Source organism: Microbacterium sp. KU4F, assembly GCF_056868075.1.
This window is the reverse complement of record NZ_CP200324.1, coordinates 2,672,081-2,693,111: the sequence shown is the minus strand read 5'-3', so window position 1 is coordinate 2,693,111 and position 21,031 is coordinate 2,672,081. Positions and strand designations below refer to the sequence as shown.

The following is a 21,031-nucleotide window of genomic DNA, read 5'->3' as shown; positions in this document are numbered from 1 at the left end:
TCACTCACCAGTCGTGCACGGTGCCGTCGGCGAGGCGGTTGTACGGCAGGTATGCCTGCTCGTACGGGTATTTCCCCGCCTCGTCGAGGTTCAGCTCCACTCCGAGCCCCGGCTTGTCACCGGGGTGCAGGAATCCGTCCCGCCAGGTGAAGGACTGCTCGAAGGTCGCGTCGGTCTTCGCGCCGTGCTTCATGTACTCCTGGATGCCGAAGTTGTGGATCGACAGGCCGAGGTGCATCGCGGCCGCCATCCCGACCGGCGAGATGTCGGTGGGTCCGTGCATCCCCGACTTGATCTGGTACTGGGCTGCGTAGTCGAGCACCTTCTTGAGGTGGCTGATGCCCCCGGTGTGGGTGACGGCGGAGCGCACGTAGTCGATGAGCTGCTCGCGGATGATCTGCTGGTAGTCCCAGACGGTGTTGAAGATCTCTCCGATGGCCAGCGGCGTCGTCGTGTGCTGACGCACCAGACGCAACGCCTCCTGGTTCTCGGCCGGTGACACGTCCTCCAGCCAGAACAGGTCGTAGGGCTCGAGCGACTTGCCGAGCTTCGCGGCCTGGATCGGGGTCAGACGGTGATGCGCGTCGTGCAGGAGCGGCAGCTCGGGCCGAACTCGTTGCGGACGGCTTCGAACACCGTCGGCACGTGGCGCAGGTAGCTGCGGGTGTCCCAGTCCTCCTCGTTGGGCAGCGCGCCGCGCTGAGCGGGCTCGTGGTCATAGCGCACACCGGTGTTCGCCTCATAGGTGGCGTTCGAGGCGATGCCGTAGATCGACTTCAGGCCGGGGACGCCGGTCTGGATGCGGATGGCACGATAACCCTGCTCCTGGTGCGCACGCACCGAGTCGAACAGCTCCTCGGTCGTCTTTCCCGAGGCGTGCCCGTAGGCGAGCAGGCCGTTGCGGGATGCGCCGCCGAGCAGCTGGTAGACGGGGAGCCCGGCCTGCTTGCCCTTGATGTCCCACAGCGCCATGTCGACGGCGGCGATGGCTGCCATGGTGACCGGTCCGCGTCGCCAGTACGCCGACCGGTACAGGAACTGCCAGGTGTCCTCGATCCGCGAGGCGTCGCGTCCGATGAGCAACTGCGCGACATGATCGCGGAGGTAGGCGACGACCGCGAGCTCACGCCCGTTCAGCGTCGCGTCGCCGAGACCGGTGATCCCCTCATCCGTCGTCAGCTTCAGGGTGACGAAGTTCCGGTCGGGGCTGGTGACGATGACTTCGGCCTTCTCGATGATCATGCGCCGCTCTCCTTCTTCTCGTGGGTCGTTCCGATGGCGGTCCACCGCTCCCTGAGGCTCCGCGCCACCGATTTGGGGCGGCGATCGCGGGTGAACACGCCCTTCTTGTTGCCGTCGACGCGAACCACGCCGCTCGTGGTCTGGAAGTCCGCGAAGTTCCAGATCTGCTCTCCGACGACCGCCGGGACACGATCGAAGACACGGTGGTACATCGCGAGGAAGTCGATCTGGTACTCCTCGCTCCACGGGCCGGGATGCGCGGAGTGCAGGCCCGCCATCGTGTCCACGCCGTACTCGGTCATGATGATCGGCTTGTCCCAGGTGCTCTGCCACCCACGCAACTCCGTCTCGAGCGCCTGCTCCGCCGCGCTCAAGTCGCCGGTCATCTGGTACCAGCCGTAGTAGCGGTTCAGGCAGACGATGTCGAAGAGGTCGACGATCTTGTCGTTGTCGAAGCGTGCCGCACCCTGGTTCGCGAAGGTCACCGGGCGGGTCGGATCCAGCTCACGGGTCAGTGCGACCAGCGGCTCGAAGTACCCGCGAGAGCCCTCCTCGCTCGAGGCCGGTTCGTTGGCGATGCACCACATCACGACACAGGGATGGTTCTTGTCACGCGCGATCAGCTCCCGGATGGCGGCGGCGTGCGCGGCCTGCGTGCGGTCGTTCATCGCGTCGGGCGAGAACGTCGGCTCGGGCCGGTCTCCGTTGAATCCCGCCACCATGTTGATGTTGAGACCCACCGCAGCCGTCTCGTCGATCACGACGATGCCGTGCCGGTCAGCGTAGTCCAGCCACTCCTCGGCATACGGGTAGTGAGAGGTCCGGAACGAGTTCGCACCGATCCAGCGCATGAGCTGGAAGTCGTGCACCAGGACGGCGGCGTCATGCCCCTTGCCCCGGATGGGCGAGTCCTCGTGTTTGCCGAACCCGGTGAAGTAGAACGGTGCGCCGTTGATGAGGAACCGCTGCCCGACGACTTCGACGGTGCGCACGCCGATGGGCTGCTCGTAGACGTCACCGTCGTCCCCCAGACGCACACGCATGCGGTACAGGTAGGCGGCCCCCGGCTGCCACAGGTGCACATCGGCGATCTCGAGACGACCGCTCGCGCCCTCGGACGCCGCCACGACGACGTCGTCCTCGTCGAGCACCTCCACGTGCACCTCGGATCGCCCGCCGTCGACGGCCACCGTGTAGTCGACGCTCGCGTCGGAGCCCTGCACGTCGGTGACAGCGACGATGTCCGCGATGTACTCACGTGGCGTCGAGATCAGCCGCACGCTGCGGGCGAGGCCGGCGTAGTTGAAGAAGTCGTGCCGATAGCGCTGCGTCTCGCGCCCGTCCGGTCCCTCGCCGACAACCCCGGGCGGGATGGTGGCCTGGGTGAGCCGGTTGTCGACGGCAATCGTCACAAGCGCCGACGTCCCCGGGGCGACGACCTCGGTCAGCTCCACCTCGAACGGCGTGTAGCCGCCTTCGTGGTGGGCGAGACGGCGCCCGTCGACGTAGACGGTGCCGGCGTGGGTGGCGGCGTCGACCCGCAGCGCGATCCGCCGCCCTTCCCACCCCGCGGGGATGTCGACCCGTTGCTGGTACCAGACCACACCCACGTGGTTTCGGATCTCCGGCTCCAGGAAGATGTCGTTGTAGCTGGCAGGCACGGGTGCCACGCGGGTCACCGGCAGCGGCGTCTCCCACGGGCGCTCCCCCACCTCGGTGTCGAGCGCGAAAGCCCACAGTCCATCGAGCGACCGCAGGTCGCGGCTCCGACTCGAACGCGGTGTCAGCATGTCGTCTTTCCTCTCGTAGATGTCCCCACAGCGCTCATCGAACGACCACCCGGGACCCGGCGGCCTGTCCGGCAGAAAGCTCTTCGCGCACCGCCTCGGTGAGCGCGTCCACGTACGTTCCGTCGCCCGCGAGCTCCTCATCCAGCTCGGCCAGCACCGCCCGCACATCGCCGACGCCCACTCCCTGGTGGCGAGCGGAGCCGGCGACCCATGATGCGACCGCGCGAGTGGCGGCATCCGCGGACCGCCCCTCAGCGCGTTCCGCGCGGATGAGGGGGATCAAGCGCACGCGCAACTTCGTTTCGGTGTCGAGCGCGATCTGGTCGAGGAGGTGCCGGATCCTGCCGTTCGTGAATCGCGAGCGCAGACGGGTGCGGTACTCCTCGGCATCGAGCTCGGTGGGAAGATGACGGATCGCGTCATCCCACAGTCGCTCCACCCAACCGCTCACGACAGGGTCGCTCATCGCCGCATCCACGGTTTCATGCCCGCGCGCCCGACCCGCCGTGGCGAGCAGCGTATGGGCGCCGTTGAGCATCCAGAGCTTGCGGCGCTCGAACGGCTCCAGATCCTGGACGATCCTGACGCCGGCGGATTCCCAATCCGGGCGCGGCGCACGGAAGGCGTTCGCGATGACCCAGTCGGCAAAGGGCTCGGTGACCACCGGCGCGGCATCCGAGTAGCCGGTGAGCCGCAGCGCGTCGTCCCGATCGGCATCCGTCGTGCGCGGCGTGATGCGATCCACGGATGCGGAGGCGACGCCGACGAGCTCGTCGAACTGCTCGAGAGCCTGAGCGCCCGCCGGCTCCAGCAGCATCCGCAACAGGTCGCGCGTGACGCCGCCGTTGTCGGGCAGGTTGTCGCACGAGATGATCGTGATCCCGCCCGCCTCCGCGCGCCGACGCGCCTCGAGTCCGAGCGCGAGTCGCCCGAGAGCCGTGACCGGGTCGACACCGCCGCGCAGGTGCGCGTCGGCGAAGCGGTCGCGCAGGATGGCCCGGTCCCGACGCAGCGCCTCGCTCAGCTCCGTGCGGCTCGCTCCGTACCCCGCCTCCGTGATGGTCAGCGTCACGATCGACACGTTCGGGTCGGCCACCAGTCGCGTGAGGGCTGCAACATCCGCTCCGTCATGCGCCTGCGAAAGAGGATCCATGATCTGCGCACGATCTCCCTCCGCGGCACGCTCGATGAGGGTGTAGAGACCGTCCTGCGCGGCGAGCACGGCGGCCGCGTCAGGGCGGCGCCCCGAGAAGGCGGCGATACCCCAGTCCGGCGCGTCCGGCGCCATCGCCGTGAACCACGCCTGGTGGGCTCGATGGAATGCTCCGAGCCCCAGGTGCACCATGCGCACGGGCTTCGACGGGCGGCTGGTCGCGCCTCTGCTGAGACGAACGTTCACAGCTTGAAGACCTTCCGGGGCTGCGCGTCGACCTGGTCGTGGATGATCCGGAACGCGGCCTCGGGGCGCACGCGCCCCTGGACGACGAGCCGGGCCAGGAACGCCGCGTCGAGCCGGCGCGACATGTCGTGACGTGCCGGGATCGACAGGAACGCGCGCGTGTCGTCGATGAACCCGGAGTTTCGCGTGAAACCTGCCGTCTCGGTGATCGCCTCCCGAAAGCGCATCCCCGCATCCGGCGCATCGAGGAACCACCACGGTGCGCCGATGAACACCGAGGGGTAGAAGCCCGCCAGGGGGGCGATCTCGCGGGAGTAGGTCGTCTCATCGACCGCGAAGAGCACGATGTGCATGCCGGGCACGAGACCGACCTCCTGCAGCAACGGGCGGAGCTCGTCCGTGAACCGCGTCGCGAGAGGGATGTCATGTCCACGGTCGGCGCCGAACCGCTCATACGCCGCCGTGTGGTGGTTGCGGCGCACGCCCGGGTGGATGGTCATGACCAGTCCGTCGCGGGCGCTCATGCGCCCCATCTCGAGCAGCATGTGCCCGCGGAACAGTTGACTCTCGTACGGCGAGAGGCTCCCCCGCAGCGCCCGGTCGAAGAAGGCCGGGGCGTCGTCTGTGAGATCGATCGTCAGCAGCTCCGCTACACCGTGATCCGCCGAGACGGCGCCATGAGCGATGAAGTGCTCCCGACGCGCGCGCAGCGCCTCGAGATACGCGGCGAACGTGGTCGCGCCGACGCCTGCGGTGAGTGCCGTCACGGCGTCCTCGAAGTCCGCGCCCTCGGGGTCCAGATAGCGGTCCGGCCGGAAGGTCGGCATGACCCGTCCACCGAAGGAGGGGTCCGCCGCGAGGGCGGCGTGGTCGCCGAGGTCGTCGAGCGGATCGTCGGTCGTCGCGAGTGCCTCGATGCCGAAGGTCTCGAACAGCGCGCGCGGGGCGAATGAGGGCTCGGTCAGGCGCTGGGCGATCCGTGCATACACGGCGTCGCCGTTCTCGGACGACAACGACTCCTCGATGCCGAACACTGCGCGCAGCGTCTGCTCGATCCAGTATCCGGATGCGGTTCCCGCGAACGAGAGCCAGTGGTCGACGAAGGTGCGCCACCCCTCGACGCCGGGGCTGCGCCCGGTATCCAATCCGAGCGCTTCGTAGCTCACGCCGCCGGCGTGGAGCAGCCGTGTCACGTAGTGGTCGGACGTGATCAGCAGCTGCGTCGGGTCCGTCCACGCGTCGTCGCGCCGGATCGTCCCGGCGTCCACGTGACCGTGGGGCGAGATGATCGGCAGTTCGCGAACCGATGCGTACAGGTCGCGAGCGATGGCGCGCGCCGTCGGATCGACGGGGAGCAGGCGATCCTCGGTGAAGTCTGTCATTCGAAGTCTCTCGGAGTACAACCGGTTGCCATCCGTCGTGTCGGAGGTGACCGGAGAAGGGGGGACGAGTCAGGCGCGCGCGCCCGTGGAGTCGCGCACGACGAGTTCGGTGGGAAGGAGATCGCGGGGGTCCTCGATGCCGAGGACGGCGCGCACGGCGCGCCTGCCCGCCTCGGCGAGCGGTGAGCGGATGGTCGTCAACGCGGGCACGGTGAAGTCGCTTCCGAAGATGTCGTCGAAGCCCACAAGACTCAGCTCACCCGGAATCGACACTCCCCGCGCGGTTGCCGCTTGAAGCACGCCCAGCATCATGAGGTCGTTGTAGCCCATGATCGCCGTGGCCGGCGACTCCAGGAGGTCGTCGAGGATCGCTGCGCCGCCCTCTCGGGTGGGCACGGTGTTCGCGAACTCGACCAGTTCGACGCCCCGGGCATCTGCCGCGCGCGCGATCGCCGCGGCACGACGCTCGCTGATCCAGGATGACGTCGGACCGGGGACGTACCCGATCACCTCGTGTCCGAGGCCGGCGAGATGCGCCACCGCCTCGTCGACGCCGGTGCTGAGATCGGGCAGGACACTCGCCACCGCTTCGCCGACGTCGCGGTTGATCGTGACCAGACGCTTGGACTTGGCGAGGGCGCGGATGGCGGGCGGGTCGAGCCGCGTGGTCGCGAGGATGATCCCGTCGACCGAGGGCAGCAGGCGCTGCGCGTCGACGAGCTCGCGCTCGCTCGACTCCTCCGACTCGGAGATGATGACGGTGTAGTCGTGGAGCGACGCCTCGCGCGCCGCTCCACGGATGATGTCGAACACCACCGGGTTCGTAATGTCGGCCACCAGCAGCGCCAGCGTGTGCGTGCGTCCCGTCGGAAGAGCGCGGGCCAACGGATTGAGCCGGAAGCCGAGCTCACGTGCCGCCTCGTGAATGCGCTCCGCGGTCTTGGTGTTCACGCGCGCGGGCTGACTGAACGCCCGCGACACCGTGGAGGGCGCTACACCCGCGATCTTGGCGATGTCGTAGATCGTCGGCGCACCGGTACTGCGACCCCCGGGACGAGGTTCGTCAGCCTCTGCCTGCGCGCTCATTCGGGCACCCCGTTCCTCAGCCTAAGCCAGCGGCGGTTCATGCCGCGTCCACATCCATTCGTGCCGCCTGACGCAGCAGGCGGCGCTCGCGCTGCACGTCGGGGTCCGGCGAGGGCGACGCCAGCAGGAGCCGTCGAGTATAGGGATGCGACGGCTCGGTGGTCACCTGGGCGGCGGGGCCGTGCTCGACGATGTCACCCCGGTACAGAACGGCGACATCGTGGCTGATGTGGCGAACGACATCCAGGTCGTGCGAGACGAAGAGGTAGGACACCCCGATGTCCTGCTGGATCTCGAGGAAGAGATCCAGCACCTTCGCCTGCGTCGTCAGATCGAGCGCACTGACCGGCTCGTCGCAGACGATCAGCTTCGGCTGGAGAGCGAGCGCACGCGCGATGGCGATGCGCTGGCGCTGTCCGCCGGAGAACTCCCGCGGCAGGCGACCGACGGCGTCGGAGGGCAGACCGACACGGTCGAGCAGCGCACGCACCCGCGACGCGCTCTCACGCCGACCGAGCGCCTGGGTGATCAGGGGCTCGGCGAGGATATCCCCCACCTGCATGGCCGGATTCAACGACGAGTACGGATCCTGGAAGACGACCTGGATGTCGCGCGCCAGCCGGCGACGCTGACGACGCCCGGCCCCGGAGATCTCGGCCCCCTCGAAGCGGATGGATCCGGCTGTCACGGGCGCGAGTCCCAGGATGGCGCGACCGATCGTCGTCTTTCCTGAACCGGACTCGCCGACGAGACCCAGCGTGCGGCCCTCGGCGATCTCGAGCGAGACGCCGTGCAGGATCTCGCTCGCAGGCTTGCGCCATCCCTTTCCCGGGTAGGAGACGACGAGCGAGTCGACCTCCAGCAGTGCACCGCTCATCCGCGGGCCTCCTTCGTCAGCATCCGGAGGGGCTCCTTGCCCTCGAGCATCGAGTCCAGCAGCGTGCGGGTGTACTCCTCGCGCGGGGCGCGCAGCACGTCGCGCACCGCGCCCGTCTCGATCAGCCGTCCGTGTCGCATGACCGCCACCCGGTCGGCCAGGTCTGAGACGACGCCGAAGTTGTGGGTGACGAGCACGATGGCCACACCCAGCTCGTCGCGCATCTCGCGGAGGAGTTCGAGCACCTCCGCCTGAACCGTCACATCCAGCGCCGTCGTGGGCTCGTCGGCGATGATGAGGTCCGGCCCGCAGCTCACCGCTCCCGCGATGAGCACGCGCTGAGCCATGCCGCCCGAGATCTCGTGCGGGTACAGGTCGAACGTGCGGGCGGGATCGGCGATGCCGACCCGCTCGAGCAGCTCGAGCACGCGCTTCTTCGCCTCGGATTTGCCGATGCCCAAGAGCTTTACCATCGGACGGCTCAGCTGGTGGCCGATCGTGTAGGCCGGATCGAGGTTCGACATGGGCTCCTGCGGGATGTAGGAGACCCGCCGTCCGCGCAGCGCGGCGATGCGCTTCTGCGAGACCGTCCCACTTCCGGAGGCGACCGTCTGGACACCGTCGATCACAATGGAGCCGGCCACGATGCGCGCGGTGTCGGGCAGCAGACCGAGGATCGCGAAGGCCGTCTGGCTCTTGCCCGAGCCGGATTCGCCGACGATGCTCAGCACCTCCCCCCGGTCGACGTGGAGCGTGACTCCTTCGACGACGCGCGTGATCGTCCCGGCGGGCGTGGGGTACCCGATCGCGAGGTCGCGCACTTCGAGCAGGTGCGGCCCGCTCGGACCCTCGGGTGCCGATGACAGTACCGAGGCCGGCGTGGGCGCCTCCCGGGTTTCCTCGACCGGGAGGACGAGGTTCGCGCCGGCGACCGCATCCGTCACGATGCCCGTCTGGAGCGCGGCTTCGACGGCTTTGCGATTCACCTTGACCCGGGGGGCGTCTTCGAGCGCATCGCGCAGGGCGTTTCCGAGCAGCACGAAGGCGCCGACAGTGACGCCGATGGCGACGGCGGGCCAGACGATGAGGCCCGGGGCGATGTAGATGTTGCGGAACCCCTCGCTGAGCATGGCTCCCCAGGTGACCTCCTGGGGGTTGCCGAGACCGAGGAACTCGACACCGGACTGGATCGCGATCGCGACACCGGCGACCAGGGCGGTCTGGATGATGATCGGCGCACGGACGACCGACATCACGTGACGCCCGATGATGCGCGCGTCGCTCAGGCCGGAGACGCGGGCGGCATCGACGTAGAGCTCGTTGCGCACCGACTGCACGGCGGTGCGGGTCAGTCGGTAGTAGCCGGGTGAGATCAGGATGCCGAAGACCACCATCGCCAGCCAGACGGAGGGGCCGAGCGCCGTGCGCACCGAGAGCAGCACGATGATCGCGGGCAGGCTCAGCAGCAGGTTGGCCGTCCAGTTAGACGCGGTGTCGAACCAGCGCCCGTAGTAGCCGGCGAGCAGGCCGGCCGGAAGGCCGATCGCGATCGCGACCGCGGCGCAGAGCAGGGCGGACAGAAGGGTGAGCTGGGCTCCCCACAGGAGCCGGCTGTAGACGTCGCGGCCGGCGGAGTCGGTGCCGAGCAGGTGGTCGACACCCGGCTGCGCGAGGGTGTTGCCGACCTCGGCGAAGTTGGGCCCGTACGGCGCCAGCACTCCGGCGAGCGCGGCGATCACGGTGACGGCGACGAGGACGACGAGCGATACGGCGCCGAGCGGATTGGTGAGCACCCGCACGATGACGGGGCGCCGACGAGGGGCATGCGGAGCGAGTGCGATCGCGACCGTGGAGCTCATGAGGTGCGCACCTTCGGGTTGAGCCAGCCGTTGGCGAGGTCGACCAGCAGATTGACGATGATGACGATCACGACGGTGTAGAGCACAACGCCCATGACGATGGGGATGTCGCCGTTGACCGTCGCGTCCACGGCGAGCTGTCCGATGCCGGGGATGGCGAAGATCCGCTCGATGATGACCGCGCCGCCGAGTAGTCCGACGAACTGCAGGCTGAGCACCGTCAGCCCGGCGGGGGCCGCCCCGCGCAGCACGTGTTTGAGCAGGATCTCTCGCTCGCCCAGGCCGCGACTGCGGAGAGTGCGCACGAAGTCGCGCTCGCGCTGGACGATGACCGCGGATCGGATCTGCTGCGCGCTCGCGGTCACGTAGTTCAGCACGATCGCGACCACCGGGAGGGTGAGCGAAGCGACCCAGGCGTCGATTCCGGCGCCGGGGCTGATGCTGCTGACGGCGGGAAAGAGCTTCAGCTGCACCGCGAAGATCGTGACCAGTGCGATCGCCAGCACGAAGCCGGGGATCGCGTCGCCGACGATCGCCCCGACCTGGACGAGCCGATCGACCCAGCCGCGCTTGATCGCTGCCGCGGTTCCCAGGATGGTGGCGAAGACCGCGACGAGCACGATCGAGACGATGACGAGGGTGAGCGTCACCGGTACACGGGTGACGAGGGCGTCGGACACGGTGAGTGTGCCGAACCAGCTGCGCCCGAGGTCACCGGTCAGGGCTCCGGTCGCCCAGTCGAAGAAGCGGACGGGCAGCGGCTGGTCCAAGCCGAGCTGCTGCTCCTTGAGTGCCACCTGCTCGGGCGTCGCCTGATCGCCCAGGATGTTGCGCGCGATGCTGCTGCCGTTGAAGAACAGCAGCGAGTAGGCCAGCGCGCAGATGACGACCAGCAGGATCACACCTGAGATCAGTCGTCGGATGATGAAGGAGATCATCGAGAAGACTCCAATGTCCGGGGGTGGATGCGGGGGCGCGAGGCCCCCGCATCCGGGTGTCAGCCTGCCGGGGTGTAGTTGTAGATCGCCGGCACGGCGGACTGGATCTGCTTCTCGACCGAGACCACGTCCGGCTTGTAGACGTAGATCTGATCGATTCGATAGACGGGCGCGAACCACGCCTCATCCGTGACGTACTCGTTGACCTTCTTCGCCAGCTCCGAGGACTCCGCACCGCCGGTCTGCACGGCGTCGATGAGCTGCTGCAGCTCCGGCGTCGTCGTCTTGAACGGGTTGTAGAGCGCGTTGGTCGAGATGAGCTGGTTGATGGCCACCCACGGCTCGCCCTGGAAGTAGTTGAAGTAGACCGCCGGGAACTTGCCCGCGGCCAGGTCTGCGAGGAACGTGGAGGTCGACACGGGCTCCGACTGCACGCGGATGCCGACGTCGGCGAGCTGCTGCGTGAGGGCCGCGAGCGGCGTCTCGAAGCCCGGGATGGCGGGCAGCGGCAGGTCGAACCCGTCGGGGTATCCCGCATCCGCAAGGAGCTTCTTCGCCTTAGCCGGGTCGTAGTCGTACGTGCCGTCCAGGTCGTCGACGTACGCGCCGCTGTCCGGGCCGAACACCTGGTCGGTCGACTTTCCGTAGCCGAGGAGGATCGACTCGAGCAAGGTGTCCCGGTCGAGCGCGTAGTTGATGGCCTGACGGACTCGCTTGTCGGCAAGCGCCGGCACGATGGAGCCGTCACGGTCCATCAGCACGAGTCCCTGCCAGTCGACGCGGTAGTCCTCGATCTGCGCGAGGTTCGCCGACTTCGCCTGCGCGGCGGTCGGGGCGTCGAGGATCGTCGCGTCCACCTGACCGGAGAGGATCGCGTTCAGTCGCGCGGTCGTCTCCTGGAACGACTTGAGGACGATCTTGTCGTACTTCTGCAGGTCGGGGTTCCAGTAGCCCTCACGTGCCGTGAAGACGAGCTGCGAGCCGGGCACCGACGATGCCGTATCCATGACGTAGGGACCGGATCCGACCGGCGTCGAGATGATGCTCTCGGTGCCGATCGAGGCGGGGCTGCCCATGAGACCGGCCGCCTGCGACAGGTAGAACTCGAGCGCAGGGTCGGGCTGGCTGAGGTTGAGGGTGACCATGTCGTCGTCGACGACGTCGACGCTCTCCAGCGCGGCGAGCTGCGACGCCTGCCGGCCGTTGCCGGACTTGAAGTTCTCGAGGTTGGCCTTCACGGCCTCCGCATCGAAGGCGGCGCCGTCGCTGAAGGTGACGTCGTCGCGCAGGTCGAGGGTCAGCGCGGTGTTGTCAGCGTTGTACTCCCACGAGGTGGCGAGCATGGGCTGCAGGGTCCCGTCCGGCTCGCGCAGCAGCAAGGAGTCGTACGTCACCTGGAACGGCTGCAAGCCGTGCCCGACGTGCGCCTGCGACGGATCCCACGAGGTGGGTTCGCCGATGATGCCGAGAGTAAGCGTGCCGCCGTGGCCGGAGCCGCCGGTGCTGGCCGGGGTCGAGCCGCCGGCCGAGCAGCCGGCAACGGCGAGCGCGGCCGCGACACCCAGGGCGCCGAGCGCGCTGACGCGTGCTGTGAACTTCATTGTCTGTCCCTTCTGGACACCATTGGAGAAGGGCACTCGCGGCGGCTCGTACCGGCCGTCGGGATGTCCGGCGCGGCGGCACGTCGTGTGTGCTGCGCATCACGTTAGACGATGCAATCGGTTGCCGCAACCGGTTGCCATTCATCATCGGGGAAAGTGGGAGCTCCACAGCGCGAGCGCGCACCCGCGGATCATCCGGCGACCTCAGCGGGCCGTCGCGTCCCCCGCGTGAGCCGGGGCGAGCCGATAGAGGACCTCGGGACGGCCGCGCCGGCCGTAGCGATGGGCGCGGTCGACGAGCCCGAGATCGACCAGGTGCGTGAGATAGCGGTGCGCCGTCGCCCGCGAGAGATCGCACGTGTCGGCGACCTCGGCGCCCGAGCGCGCGATGACGGGATCGAGCGCAGCCGCCACCCGATCGAGGGTGGGCTGCGCCAGCCCCTTCGGCAACGCGGGGGCGGCAGCGGGCGCCGCTGTAATACGCTCCCCGGTACGGATGCCTCCCGTCGCCAGCAGCCTGTCGATCTCCCCCTGACTCATCGGGCGTTCGCGCGCATCCTCCAGCGCCTGCTGACGACGCGTTCGATACTGCTCGAGCTGCGCGCGCAGCGCCGACTCGGTGAACGGCTTGATCAGGTACCCCACCACATGCGCCGCAAGCGCCTGGCGCACGGTCGTCTGGTCTTGCGAGGAGCTGATCACGAGCACGTCCACCGCCGAGCCGCCGATCGTGCGGAGGCGGTGCAGAACCTCGATGCCGCTGATGTCGGGCAGTCGCATGTCGAGCAGGATGAGGTCGACCGCATCGAGCTCGAAGCCCAGCGCCTCCCGCCCGCTCGCCGCGGTGCCGACGACCGTGAAGCCGCCCGTCGCGGCGACGAAGCCGCTGTGCAGTGCGCGGGCGCCCCTGTCGTCGTCGACGACCAGCACCCGGATGTTGCCGTTCACGCGCGCCGCTCCATCTCGAAGGAGAACCGGGCGCCGCCGAGCGTCGAGGTGCCCACCTCGATCGCACCCCCGCGCGCGGTGACCAGCCGGCGCACCAGATCGAGCCCGATGCCTCGGCCACTGCCCGTGGCGTCCGGCTTCGAGGAGAACCCGAGGGCGAAGATCCGCGTCGCCTGACGCGGATCGACACCGGGCCCGTCGTCGTCGACCGCCCCGACGAGCAGGTCGCCGCGCTCGCGCACGATGCACCGGATGCGGGTGGCCCCCGCCTCCGCGGCGTTGCGGCAGAGGTTGGTGAGCACGGTGACGACCTCGTCGTCGATGTCGCTCGCGACGGCGATGTCGAACTCCACCTGTGCGCCGTGGGCGAGGACGTCGGAACGCACGGCGTGGACGGCGGCATCGCGCAGCGGCATGCCCGCATCCCGCTCGTCGTGCCGAGCACCCGAGACGGGCACGAGGTCCTCGATGTAGGAGAGCGCCTCGTCCGCATCGCCGCGGGAGACGAGCCCGTGGACGACGTGAAGGCGTGTCGTGAACTCGTGGGACTGCTCGCGCAGCGCCGCGGTCGTGCGCCCCATCTGCGCGTGCTCGATGGCCAGCTCGTCGAGACGCCGGAAGCGGCGCTCGACCGCCGCCGTCAGCGCGGAGCTGGCGAGCGTCGCGACGATGAGCGCACCCACGGCCCACGGCAGCAGTGCACCCAGAGCCTGCTCGCGTTCCGCGGCGATGTCAGACTCGAGCACGCCGACCGCGACCATCCCGACCACTCGGTCCCCGTCGAACACCGGCACCTTCGCGCGCAGCGACGGCCCCGACGGGCCCGTCTCGGTGCCGAGGAACGGGGTACCCGCGAGCACCGAGGCGTTGGTGGTCGACACCTGCACGCCGCGTTCGGAGACGAGCGGATGTGTGATGCGCACGCCCTCGTCGTCCGTCACGACGACGTAGTACACGCCCGCCGCCCGCGCGATCAGTTCCGCGATCGGCTGCAGCGTCGCCGTCGCGGGAGCGAGATCCGCCGCATCGGCAAGGTCCTGCGGCGTTCCCGCGTCGGACACGGATGCGACGGTCTGCCGCACCTCGCTCAGCGCGGCGAGGCTGGTCGCCACCTCCTGCACGCGCTCCGCCGTCGCCTCGCGGATGCGGGTCTCCTGCAGCGACAGAGCCACCGCCGTCGTGACCCCGAGGGCGGCGAGGGTGACGACGGAGGGCAGCACGAGCATGGCGAGCCGGACGGCGCGCTGCCGGTGCCCGAACGCCATCGTGCTCGCTTCCTCGCCCTGCGGCCCCGTCGCCGCATGCGCGTTTATGGGAACAAATCGGCGCGACCGGCCTCGCCGTCTCGCGCGCTGCCATCCTAGGTCGATCTCGCGGAGACGACGATGTCCGCGCGAATGGAGCGATGATGACCACCCCCTCGGATGAGTCCGCCCGCCGGACCAAGACCACCACCAGGACCATGATCGGCCGCGTGATCGGCGGCGTCGTGACCGCTGCCGCCGTCGGCATCGCCGCGTTCGGCTCGATCAGCTCTGCCGCCAGCGGGCAGGAGATCAACGCCTCGATGACCATCGTCGCCCCGGCGGCCGCCGGCGGCGGCTGGGACGGCGTCGCGCGCGAGCTGCAACAGGCGCAGAAGGCGAACGGCCTCGTGAACAACGTGCAGGTCGTCAACATGCCGGGCGCCGGCGGCACGATCGCCCTCGGCAACGTGTCGGTGCTGAACGGTCAGTCGAACAATCTGCTCGTCGGTGGCACGGGCCTGCTGGCCGCCACCATCCAGTTCAACTCCGCCGCGACCCTCGCCGACGTCACGCCGCTGGCGGTCATCGTCGAGGAGTACGACGTCATCGTCGTGCCTGCCGACTCCCCCTATGAGAGCCTCGACGAGCTCGTCGCGGCATGGCGGGAGAACCCCAAGGCGCTGCCGTGGACGGGCGGCGGCTCGTTCGATCAGCTCGTCGTGACCGACCTCGCCCTCGCCGCCGGGATCGACCCGGTGGACACGACCTACATCTCGTCCGACGGCGGCGGCGAGGCGATCCAGGCCCTGCTCAACGGCACCGCCAAGGCCGCGGCCGGTGGATACCCCGACAACATCGACCAGATCGAGGCCGGACGCCTCCGGGCGCTCGCCCTCGTCGCCAAAGAGCCCGTGGACGGGATCGACATCCCCACCGCGGCCGAACAGGGCTACGAGATCTCCCTCACCAACTGGCGCATGCTCGCCGCGCCCGCGGGGCTCAGCGACGACGAGGTGGATCAGCTCGCACAGCTCATCCTCGACTCGGTCGAGACACCGCAGTGGCAGGACGCCGTCGAGCGGTACCGCTGGACCGAGCGCGTCATCACCGGAGACGAGCTCACCGGCTTCCTCGACGACGAGGAGTCCCGCATCCGTACGCTCTACGAGGAGATGGGCCTGTGACCTTTCCCGCCAATCCCACCGCCACCTCGGCCGTCCTCGGCGAGCGCCTGCGACTCGTCTCGGGTCCCGGCATCGCAGCGCTGCTGAAGGGCCTCACGATGCCCGTCATCGTGGCCGCCTTCGCGACGTACCTGCTGATCGGCATCCTGACGATGCGGGTACCGGAGGGTGCTGCCTTCCCCGGGCCTCAGTTCTTCCCGGGGATCGTCACCGCCGGTCTCTACGCGTTCGCCGTCTCGCTGGCCGTCACGGCGGTACGCGAGGTGCGCGCCATGCCCGACCCGCTCACGGCGGAGCTCCTGGCGGCCGAGGCGGCCGACGACGACGCGCCGCCGCCGCGGCCCGTGCGCGTCGACGTCCGCTCACTGGCGTGGGTGCTCGTCTCCTTCTTCGCCTTCGCACTCCTGCTGGACGTGCTGGGCTGGATCATCGCGGCGACCCTGCTCTTCTGGTGCATCGCCCGCGGATTCGGGGCGTCCAAGCCCATCCAGATGCTCGCGGTCGGCGCGACCCTGAGCTCGCTCGCCTACATCGGATTCGACATGCTGCTCGGGATGCCCCTCCCGTCCGGCATTCTCGGGGGGTTCTGACATGGATGCTCTGCAACTTCTGGCACAAGGCTTCGCGGGTGCCTTCACCCCGGAGAACCTGCTGTGGGTGCTCGTCGGCTGCCTTCTTGGCACGGCCGTGGGCGTGCTGCCCGGCCTCGGCTCCTCGATGGCCGTCGCTCTGCTGCTGCCCATCACCTTCTCGCTCGATCCCACCGCCGCGTTCATCATGTTCGCCGGCGTCTACTTCGGCGGCCTGTTCGGCGATTCGACGATGGGCATCCTCATGAACACTCCGGGGCAGGCATCCGCCATCGCCTCCACGTTCGAGGGTCACAAGATGGCGCTGAACGGCCGAGCCGCCCAGGCTCTGGCCACCGCCGCCATCGGCGCTTTCATCGGCGGATTCATCGCCTCGATCGTCGTCGTGTTCCTCGCCCCGGCTCTCGCCGACTTCTCGAGCCGGTTCGGGCCGGCGGAGTTCTTCGCCTTGGCCGTCTTCGCGTTCGCCGCGACGTCGTCCGTGGTCACGGACAACGTCATCAAGGGGCTGACCTCCCTGTTCATCGGCCTCGGCATCGCCGTGATCGGGATCGACGGGGTCTCGGGGGCACCGCGGTTCACGATGGAATCACCGCAGCTGTTCGACGGCATCTCACTGGTCACGGTGACGGTCGCCATCCTGGCGCTCGGCGAGGTCATCTTCGTCGCCTGCCTCGCGCGTCACGACACCGCGAAGAAGATCATCAGGCCCACGGGGCGTCCGTGGCTCAGCCGCAAGGAACTGAAGGAGGCGACGCCGGCGTGGCTGCGCGGCACCGCGATCGGCCTGCCGTTCGGCGTCGTCCCGGCGGGCGGATCCGAGATCCCGACGTTCCTCGCCTACGGGCTCGAGAAGCGATTGGACGCCCGGCGCAAGAAGCCGCAGTTCGGGCGCGGGGCGATCCGCGGCCTCGCGGCTCCCGAGGCGGCGGGCAACGCGACGACGGGAATGGCGATGGGCGCCCTGCTCGCGCTCGGCCTGCCGATCTCCGCGACGGCCGCGATCATGCTCGCGGCGTTCCGCCAGTACGGTCTGCAGCCGGGCCCGCTCCTGTTCGACCGAGCTCCCGAGCTCGTGTGGGCGCTGCTGGCGAGCTTCTTCATCGCGATGGTCGTGCTGCTGATCCTCAACCTGCCGTTCGCGATGCTGTGGGCGAAGCTGCTGCTGATCCCCCGGCCGTACCTGTACGCCGGGATCACCGTCTTCTGCGCCCTGGGCATCTACGCCACCTCCGGATCGACGTTCGACCTGCTCATGCTGCTCGGCATCGGCGTGCTCGGCTTCCTGATGCGGGCGATGGACTTCCCCCTCGCCCCGCTCATCATCGGGATGGTGCTCGGCCCCTTGGCCGAGACGAGCCTGCGGGACGCGGCGATGAGCGCGAACGGTGACTTCTCGGTGCTGGTGCACAGCCCGATCACCATCACGCTCTACGTGCTGCTGGCCGCCGTTCTGGTGTTCTCGGTGCGTGGGCGCGTCGTGGCCCGCCGGCGCACGCGCCGCGCGGTCGCCGAGGCGGAGAAGGAGCCGGTCGCGCGCTGAGCGCGTCTGGGGAATCGGCGCATCTGGGCCGATTCCCCTATGGCGCGCCCGACGGTCGCTCGCCAGACTTCGGTTGCTCCCCCGTGCCGGGAGTCCCCACACCGAAGGACCGTCATGCGCCGCCGTCTTCTCCCTCTCGCTCTGATCGCCGCGGCCGCTGCGACATTCCTCGCCCTGCCCGCGCAGGCCGCCGAACCTCTGCAGACCGTCACCGGCGTCGTCGGCACGGGTGGCAGTGTGCAGCGTCTCGCACTCTCCCCGGACGGGTCGACCGGCTACATCGTCGACGGCTCCGCTCGCCTCGCGATCTTCGACACGGCCACGAGCGCGGTCGTGGCGCACTCGATCGACTTCGCGGTCGAGGGTTTCGGCCTCCCGACGGATGTGGCGATCAGCCCCGACGGCTCCGAGGTCGATGTGTCCACGACGGCCGGGTGGGTGGTGCGGTTGGACGCAGCGGGTGCGCTGTCCTCTCAGATCGCGCTACCAGGTACGGGCCTCGGCGCACTCTCGATCGCGGCCGCGGGCGAGACCGTGGTGGCCGCACCCTCGGCGGCCGACCCCACCCGGATCCTCCGTTTCAACATCGGCGTGAGCAGCGTGAGCGGTATCGACTTCGCCGCGGACGCACCGGGCACCCCTCGCCCTTCCTCACTCTCGGACATCGCCGCAGGCCCCGGCAACGGTTCGGACAACGACGTTCTCGTGGCGGGGACCGCCGCGGGCGCCGGCGTCGTGTACCTCTTCAACGATCCTTTCGCGCTGGCAGGTCAATCCGCCACGATCGTCCTGCCCGGCGCGACCTCGGCCGGCCAGATCGTCGTGAACCCCGCCGGCACGCTGGCCGCGGTGACCACGCCGAGCGCGCAGCGGGTGTTCCTCATCGACATCGACGCCTCATCCGCGGCCTACGGCACGATCGTGCGCACGGCGACCGTGCCGCACGATGCGGCGGCAGCCGCATTCTCGCCCGATGGAACGAACCTGCTCGTGGTGGGCGCCAACAACGTGTCGACGCTCGAGGTCACGACCGGCGGCGTGACCGAGACGACGGCGATCGATACGACGGATGCGGCCGCCGTGCTCGTCTCCCCCAGCGGCAACCGCGTCTGGGTCGGCAACCGCGCCTCCGGCGCAGTCGGCCTGCTCTCCCGTGCCGCACTCACCGCGGCGACCGGCGGCGCGGGGACCGTCGGTGCGCCGTTCACGGCGACCGTGACCGCATCCGCGTTCGACATCGCGCCCACGTTCGCCGTGTCACCCGCGCTCCCTGCGGGCCTCGCACTCGACGCCGCGACCGGCACGATCTCGGGGACGCCGCTCGCCGCGCAGCCGTCGCAGACGTACACGATCACCGCGTCCGCCTCTGACGGCACGGTCCTGGCGACCACGATCACTCTGGCGATCGACGCGGCGACCGAGCCCACCTCCCCGACGGCGCCGGCCCCGGGCGCTGCGGCCGGCCCGGAGCGACTGGCTGCGAGCGGCGCAGCGGATGCGTCAGGTGCGGCGATCGGCGCGCTCGGCGCTCTCCTCGGGGGCGCGGCGCTGGCGGTCGGTGCCGGGATCCGGCGCCGGGGCAACCGCGGTTGAGGTCATCGGCTCGAACGAGACCGTGGCGAGGCCCGCTCGCGAGGGGAGGCCGAGCCGATGCAGGGCCTCGGCGAGGTGGTGCTCGACGGTCTTCACGCTGAGCCCGACGGATGCGGCGATCTCGGCGTTGCGGCTTCCCGCCGCGGCGAGCTCCGCGACCTGACGCTGACGCGGGCTCAGCTGCGCCAGGTCGAGCCCGCGCCGCGGACCGAGGAGGGCCGCCGCGCGACCACGCGTCGGCGCTCCCGTGATCCGCAGGATGTCCTCGACGTGGCTCTGGACGGTGCGCGGCGAGAGGTAGAGCACCTGCGCGATGGCGGCGTTCGTGTTCCCCTCGGCGAGCAGCACCGCCACCTCGCGCTGCTTCTCGGTCATCACGGCGAGATCGCCCCGCGCTCCGCCGACCCGCGCGGCCAACTCCCGCCAGCGACGAGCCGCGAGCAGGCGGTGGCGTTCGTAGCCGACCGCATCGGCCTGCCGCGCGAGGCGCAGCAGGAGCTCGAGCGCCGCCGAGGGTTCGGCGGCAGCGAGGGCGTCCGCACGCACGAGCTCCCCGCGCAGCACCTCGGTCGCCGCTCCCGCGGCTTCATCGATGCGCACGGATGCCGCAGCCAGCGCCTCCGCATCCGCCGCCTGCCCCTGCGACAGAGCGATCGCACCACGAGCGCGAGTGAGTGACGAGGCCGCCACGCGATGGCGGGCCAGAGCGCCGCTGCGACGCAACAGGACGCCGGCGCGATAGGTGTCCCCCCGCGACAGCGCCGCCTCGACGAGCACCTCCGTGGCGAAGGCGCGGTCCCACACCTTGCAACGTGACAGGTCGGCGCCCGCCGCCGAGACGAGCAGCGCCGCCGCGCGCTGCAACTGCCCCACCGCGCGGAAGCCCCAGGCCACGTAGAGCGACGAGCCCACGGAGAGATAGTTCTTGTCGCGGCGCGTGCGTGCGATCACCGCATCGGCGAGGGTGAAGAACCGGTCCCGGTCGCCGGCGACAGCGGCGCCGTAGCTTCCGATGGCCTGCAGCACCACGAGCGCCCGCGGCGGCACGATCGCCGCGCTGCGGAAGAGTCCCTCCGCGATCGAGCGCACCTCGTCACGGCGCCCGTGGAAGGCACCGCTGCGCGCGGCGAGCAGCTGCAGGGCCACGGCGGCCGGGTCGGCGCGCTCGGCATCGTGCGTCGCCACCTGTCCGGGGGCGAGCTCGGCACCGCGGATGAGCGCGTCGGCGACATCGAAGCCCCCCGAGCTGAGCGCGGCCTCGGCCAGCAGATATCTCGTCAGCAGCGACCCCTCACCTTCCTCGGAGAGGGCCCCGGCCACGGCGTTCGCGTCTACGCCGAGACGGTGCGCGTGCTCGGTGCCCGCCATGGCATCCGCGGTCAGCATCGCGGATGCCGCCAGGCGCACGACGGGAACCGCGCACCCGTCGCTCTCGTCCAGCGCGCGACGGGCGTGCGCGGCCGCATCCGGGAAGCGGCAGGCGATCACCGCGGCGATCGTCGCGGCGACCCGGAAGAGCACGCGGTCGGCGCGGTGCGTGGCCGCTTCCGAGCGCGCCGAGGCACCTGCCAGCTCGGCGGCCGCATCCCCGCCGAAGACGCGCAGCAGGATGCCCGTGACGAACCGCCACGCTTCGGCGCTGCCGTCGACGTCTTCTCCCACGCGGTCCGCTCCTCTGCCCGTTTCGGGGGAATCGTGCCACGCGGGAGGCCCGCCGCGATACGAACCGGATGCGGATTCCGCCGAAACCCG

General features: G+C 69.8%; 15 protein-coding genes and 1 pseudogene. 4 read left to right on the top strand and 12 right to left on the bottom strand.

Annotated features, from left to right (window positions below; genetic code table 11):
• Positions 1-4 precede the first annotated feature (4 nt).
• The 11 genes and pseudogenes from manD to AC1VNH_RS13530 all read right to left on the bottom strand — a co-directional run bounded on the left by manD (position 5) and on the right by AC1VNH_RS13530 (position 14,387).
• Positions 5-1,242 (bottom strand): annotated as a pseudogene (gene manD / locus AC1VNH_RS13580) (D-mannonate dehydratase ManD).
• The gene (gene uidA / locus AC1VNH_RS13575) at positions 1,239-3,032 is read right to left on the bottom strand and encodes a beta-glucuronidase (RefSeq protein WP_483111957.1); all 1,794 of its coding nucleotides are present in this window, start codon (positions 3,030-3,032) and stop codon (positions 1,239-1,241) included. The pseudogene manD and the gene uidA overlap by 4 nt, the downstream one beginning before the upstream one ends.
• A gap of 34 nt (positions 3,033-3,066) precedes the next feature.
• Positions 3,067-4,431 carry a mannitol dehydrogenase family protein gene (locus tag AC1VNH_RS13570; RefSeq protein WP_483111955.1) on the bottom strand — a complete coding sequence of 455 codons (1,365 nt, stop codon included), beginning with the start codon at positions 4,429-4,431 and terminating at the stop codon, positions 3,067-3,069.
• On the bottom strand, positions 4,428-5,813 hold the full coding sequence (gene uxaC, locus AC1VNH_RS13565) for a glucuronate isomerase (protein ID WP_483111953.1): 1,386 nt from the start codon (positions 5,811-5,813) through the stop codon (positions 4,428-4,430). The genes AC1VNH_RS13570 and uxaC overlap by 4 nt, the downstream gene beginning before the upstream one ends.
• Positions 5,814-5,882: 69 nt before the next feature.
• Entirely contained in the window at positions 5,883-6,899 is a 1,017-nt protein-coding gene (locus AC1VNH_RS13560; RefSeq protein ID WP_483111952.1) for a LacI family DNA-binding transcriptional regulator, read from the bottom strand.
• 37 nt (positions 6,900-6,936) lie between these two features.
• Positions 6,937-7,776, bottom strand: a complete 840-nt coding sequence (locus AC1VNH_RS13555) for an ATP-binding cassette domain-containing protein (RefSeq protein WP_483111951.1) — start codon at positions 7,774-7,776, stop codon at positions 6,937-6,939.
• Positions 7,773-9,635 (bottom strand): dipeptide/oligopeptide/nickel ABC transporter permease/ATP-binding protein, encoded by a 1,863-nt coding sequence (locus AC1VNH_RS13550; RefSeq protein WP_483111950.1) that lies wholly within the window; start codon positions 9,633-9,635, stop codon positions 7,773-7,775. Before AC1VNH_RS13550 ends, AC1VNH_RS13555 begins: the two co-directional genes overlap by 4 nt.
• Positions 9,632-10,573 carry an ABC transporter permease gene (locus AC1VNH_RS13545; RefSeq protein ID WP_483111949.1) on the bottom strand — a complete coding sequence of 314 codons (942 nt, stop codon included), beginning with the start codon at positions 10,571-10,573 and terminating at the stop codon, positions 9,632-9,634. The genes AC1VNH_RS13550 and AC1VNH_RS13545 overlap by 4 nt, the downstream gene beginning before the upstream one ends.
• A gap of 59 nt (positions 10,574-10,632) precedes the next feature.
• Positions 10,633-12,174 (bottom strand): ABC transporter substrate-binding protein, encoded by a 1,542-nt coding sequence (locus tag AC1VNH_RS13540; protein ID WP_483111948.1) that lies wholly within the window; start codon positions 12,172-12,174, stop codon positions 10,633-10,635.
• Between the two features lie 204 nt (positions 12,175-12,378).
• Positions 12,379-13,122: a response regulator gene (locus AC1VNH_RS13535; RefSeq protein WP_483111947.1), complete on the bottom strand. Its 744-nt coding sequence runs from the start codon at positions 13,120-13,122 to the stop codon at positions 12,379-12,381.
• Positions 13,119-14,387: an ATP-binding protein gene (locus AC1VNH_RS13530; RefSeq protein WP_483111946.1), complete on the bottom strand. Its 1,269-nt coding sequence runs from the start codon at positions 14,385-14,387 to the stop codon at positions 13,119-13,121. Before AC1VNH_RS13530 ends, AC1VNH_RS13535 begins: the two co-directional genes overlap by 4 nt.
• A 143-nt stretch (positions 14,388-14,530) precedes the next feature.
• Between AC1VNH_RS13530 and AC1VNH_RS13525 the strand changes: the two genes are divergently transcribed.
• The 4 genes from AC1VNH_RS13525 (at position 14,531) to AC1VNH_RS13510 (ending at position 19,279) form a co-directional block, all read left to right on the top strand.
• The gene (locus AC1VNH_RS13525; protein WP_483111945.1) at positions 14,531-15,553 is read left to right on the top strand and encodes a tripartite tricarboxylate transporter substrate binding protein; all 1,023 of its coding nucleotides are present in this window, start codon (positions 14,531-14,533) and stop codon (positions 15,551-15,553) included.
• Positions 15,550-16,143, top strand: coding sequence for a tripartite tricarboxylate transporter TctB family protein (locus AC1VNH_RS13520; RefSeq protein ID WP_483111944.1), 594 nt, complete (start codon positions 15,550-15,552; stop codon positions 16,141-16,143). The genes AC1VNH_RS13525 and AC1VNH_RS13520 overlap by 4 nt, the downstream gene beginning before the upstream one ends.
• Before the next feature lies 1 nt (position 16,144).
• A complete protein-coding gene (locus AC1VNH_RS13515) occupies positions 16,145-17,686 on the top strand; it encodes a tripartite tricarboxylate transporter permease (RefSeq protein WP_483111942.1) in 1,542 nt (513 codons plus the stop codon).
• Between the two features lie 114 nt (positions 17,687-17,800).
• Positions 17,801-19,279 (top strand): putative Ig domain-containing protein, encoded by a 1,479-nt coding sequence (locus AC1VNH_RS13510; protein ID WP_483111941.1) that lies wholly within the window; start codon positions 17,801-17,803, stop codon positions 19,277-19,279.
• On the opposite strand, the gene AC1VNH_RS13505 is transcribed toward AC1VNH_RS13510, so the two are convergent.
• On the bottom strand, positions 19,187-20,941 hold the full coding sequence (locus tag AC1VNH_RS13505) for a helix-turn-helix transcriptional regulator (RefSeq protein ID WP_483111940.1): 1,755 nt from the start codon (positions 20,939-20,941) through the stop codon (positions 19,187-19,189). The two genes, AC1VNH_RS13510 and AC1VNH_RS13505, sit on opposite strands and share 93 nt — an antisense overlap.
• Between the last annotated feature and the right edge of the window lie 90 nt (positions 20,942-21,031).